General features: G+C 72.5%; 3 protein-coding genes and 1 pseudogene. All 4 read right to left on the bottom strand.

Annotated features, from left to right (window positions below):
• Window positions 1-1,024: 1,024 nt before the first annotated feature.
• Entirely contained in the window at window positions 1,025-1,708 is a 684-nt protein-coding gene (locus tag L6E12_RS33495; RefSeq protein ID WP_236231932.1) for a hypothetical protein, read from the bottom strand.
• 221 nt (window positions 1,709-1,929) lie between these two features.
• Window positions 1,930-2,769, bottom strand: a complete 840-nt coding sequence (locus tag L6E12_RS33500; protein ID WP_236231933.1) for a helix-turn-helix transcriptional regulator — start codon at window positions 2,767-2,769, stop codon at window positions 1,930-1,932.
• 212 nt (window positions 2,770-2,981) lie between these two features.
• Window positions 2,982-3,227, bottom strand: coding sequence for a hypothetical protein (locus L6E12_RS33505; protein ID WP_236231934.1), 246 nt, complete (start codon window positions 3,225-3,227; stop codon window positions 2,982-2,984).
• A pseudogene (locus L6E12_RS33510) lies at window positions 3,215-3,692 on the bottom strand (hypothetical protein); the annotation flags it as partial. The pseudogene L6E12_RS33510 and the gene L6E12_RS33505, both read right to left, overlap by 13 nt.

Raw genomic sequence — 3,692 nt, forward strand, 5'->3', positions numbered from 1 at the left:
AAGACATTCGAAATCCTTATTCAGCAAGTGAGTCAATATGCGTAACACTGTTTGGCGCCACTTCGACTCAGCCCTCGGACACCACCCGGACCCGGTAGCCCCCGCCGCTGGGCAGACCTACCGCCCAACCGCTGATTCCGAGTGCAGGCGCGCACATCTGACACCAGCGTGGCGACACTATGGCGTGCTGCCGCAGCGCCTCCGGCACCAGGTGGAGCGAGCGGGCTCGACCGGTGGTCGACTGCGGTGCGCGCCGGCGCACGGTGTCGTACCGGTCACCGCCCGCGTCACTGCGCCCACCACGCGCCCCGGAAAGCCCGCTCAAACGACGGTTTCGCCCCCTGCAAGCACGCCCCCGCCCGGCAAGCCAGGCCAAACACCTCAATTCGAGCGCCCCTCGCTTAATTCTCCGTTCCGCCACACCGGGCAATGACCGATTGCCGCTTTTGCCCGATCGGGCAATTCCCGCGATCAAGCCATACCAGCGCTCCACCGGCCGACGCACGGAGCAACCGACTCGGAGCTGTCAATCCTTCATCCAGGAAAATGGAACCGGCGCGATCCGCGCAGATGAACTCCCGCTCGGAAAAGCGTCGGGGCGGGGCGGGCCTCGGGCGCGCGAGGCGCCACCGCGTCGGTGGTCTTCTCGCGCGCCCGCGAGTCGACGGGCTCCTGATCGGGCAGGCACCGGTGCGTGGTCGACTCGGACAGGACCCTCCGCGCCAATGGTCCGGGATCGCAAGACCTCGCCTCAGCCGTGATCGGGTCGCCGATCGCGGCGCCCGTCCCGTGCGCCTCTACAGCGTCCACACCGGACGCCCGCAGCCCCGGGGCGGCCTGCGTCGCGCGGATCACCCCGCTGCTGCGAGGCGTTCGGCGCCGGCAACCAGTTGGACGCCCGGCCCACCCGGTGCCGTGGGCCGACTCGGTGAACGACCGGCGAGACCGCCCGGTGGTGCGACGGCCCATACCAGGCATACCTGCTCGGCTGACCACCCCTCCGGCCCGTTGACGAGCCGAGGCGTCAGTCGCTCTCGCAGCCGATGCCGTTCTTGGTGCGGCCGTCGAACCTGTGCGGGTCGGGAGATCGGACCGGGAAGCGGCGGTGGGGGATGTCGCCGCAGTCCAGGTCGGGGCTTCCCACGGGGATGCAGATCGTCGGGTAGGCCGGTTCGCACGCAGGAGCAGGAGCAGGAGCGGGCGCAGGGGCAGGTGCGGCGGGCTGTGGGCGGGCGGTCGTCTTCGGCCGGGCGGGAGTGGTCGGGGCCGGAGGAGCCGCCACCTGCTGCTGGGTGGTCGTGAGCGGAGCGGGCTGTGCCGCGGTGGTGGTGGGCGGCGCGGGGATCGTTGTGGTGGTCGTGGGGGTGGCCGCGGAGGTGGTCACCGGTTCGGGTGCCACGGTGGGAACAGCGGTGGAACTCGATAGTGGTGCGGTCGTCGCGGCAGGAGCGTCGACGGCCGCGGCAGGGGTGGAGGCGGGGCGGGCGGGTGACATCGCCCCGCCCACGGCCAGCAGGGCAACCGCGACCCCGGTGGCCAGCCCCGCACGCCTGCGGTCCGGGAGCAGGGCCCACCGGGCCCGACCGACGACCAGCGCGCCGAGACCGATCAGCAGCAGCCCCAGCCCCAGCATCGCCAGACCCGCGGCGAACCCACCACCGGCGAAGCCCGCCACCACGAACAACAACCACACCGCGGCCACGAGCACGCGAACGACAGTGGTCCGGGAACCCGGTTTCGACGAAGTCACACCACACCAGTCGCTCCACAGCGGTTCGCGTTACCGCTGCCCCCCCGTGCATGGTGACGGCGAAGCGCGGCGACCCGTTCGATTGCGCCCACCTGGGCTGGACCGCGGTGCGCGACGGAATCCACCAAACCGTCCACTAAGGACGACAATTCCGGGGTCCTGCGCTCGTCGCGTGGTGGTCAGGCCATCGCCTCGTAGTCCGCCAGGATCGCGCCGAGGACGGATCGGGCTTCGTCGTCGTGGACGCAGGATTGGTGGAGTGTGTCGAACAGTGCCACGTAGTGCGCCACGTCGGAGGGGTCGCGCAGCGTGGTGTAGGCGGAGTGGAGGCTGATGCCGACGAACTTGTCGTCGTAGACGTAGAAGCTGTGGCGGGGTTGGGCGAGGACGGGGGTGCGCCAGGGGATGACGCCCAGGGTGATGTTGTCGCGCCCGGTCAGGTCGATCAGGTGCCGCACCTGCTCGGCCATCACCCCGGGGGTTCCGCGGCACCAGCGGATGGCGCCCTCGGCGATGGCGAACCGGAACTCCTTGTCCGGGTGGTCGAGGATGCGCTGCCTGCTCCGGCGCGCCGCCACCGCCGCGTCGACCTCGGGTTCGGGCAGGGACGGGAAGCAGCCGCGCATGTAGCCCTCGGTCTGCAGTTGGCCGGGGACCATGGTGATCTGGAAGTTGCGCGCGCACCTGGCCCGCTCCTCGAACCTGCTGATCTCCTGCTGGCGGCGGTGGGCGCCGCGGTGCAGGATCACCCGCGTGCTCTCGTGGCTGGTGTGCAGCATGTGGGCCAGGGCCACCAGTTCCGAGGTGGTCTGCGCCGAGGCGCCGGTCTCCTGGGCGATCAGGCGGACGTCCTCCACCGTGGGCAGCGCCATGCCGGTCTCGACCTTGGAGAGCTTGGACTGGCTGATGCCCACCAGTTCGGCCAGGGCCGTCCCGGTCAGCCGCGCGTCGGTCCGCAGGCGCCGGAGCCCACTCGAGAGCCTGCCGCGGACCAGCTCGGCGTGCTCGGGCGAGGTCATGGGCGCAGGGTAGCCGGCGGTGCGCGGCACGACACCGGCGTCGCCCGACTGGAGCAGTGCGCCCCCCGCGGGGCCGGAGGTGGAATCATCCGGTCCTTGCCGAGTGCCGCGTTTCCCGAGCGGCAGCAGGGGTGTCGACAGGTCGCGCGGCGGTGGCGGATGACGGCGTTGAGCACGCTCGGCGCGTGAGCACAGAGCCACGCCCCCGCCATTCAGGTCTTGTGGCAGTGCCGGGCCACGGCGACGACGAGTTCCACGGCCTGGGCCAGCGTGCGGGGTCTGCGCAGGTGCGGTGACGGCGGGAGCCGGGCCCACCCGGGGCCCGCGACCGCGGGCACCGCCATCCCCAGGTCCAGCTGTTTCGGGAACCGCAGGTGTCGGGTCACCTCCGCGTCGTACGCCCACAGCAGCACCACCGGGGGTTGCCGCCGCGCCACCGCGGTCGTCAGGTCCCCCACCGGGACGGCCGCGCCCAGGTGGTCGACGCGGCAGTGCCGCTCGGCCAGCGCGCTCGCCGGCGCGTCGAGGGCAGCGTGTGCGGGTCGCCCGGCGCGCAGGCGAGCACTGCGGCCAAGGCGGCGCACGGCGGCGGTGGCGGCACCGCGCGGAAGGCGTCGCTCAGGCTCTCGCCGACCAGCCGCGCGGCGTCGACCCCGCACGTCGCCTCCCGAGAGCGCGCACCGAGGTCGCGCAGCGCCGGCACGAACACCTCCTGCCACGCCGCGACGACGCCATGGTCGATGATCAGCGAGTTGGCCAGCGCCCGGAGGACCACCGTGTCCACCCGGTCCACGGCGGCGGCGAAGGCGCACACCTCCTGCTGCGGCACGGCGGTGGGTCCGATGTCGCGCGGGTGGTCGCCCCCGCCGCGCTCGCAGGCCCGCGCGGCGGCGCGCGGCGGGACCCCCACCCGGGCCAGCCGC

This window comes from Actinokineospora sp. PR83, from assembly GCF_021056305.1.
In the GTDB taxonomy this organism is placed as follows: Bacteria; Actinomycetota; Actinomycetes; order Mycobacteriales; family Pseudonocardiaceae; genus Actinokineospora; species Actinokineospora spheciospongiae.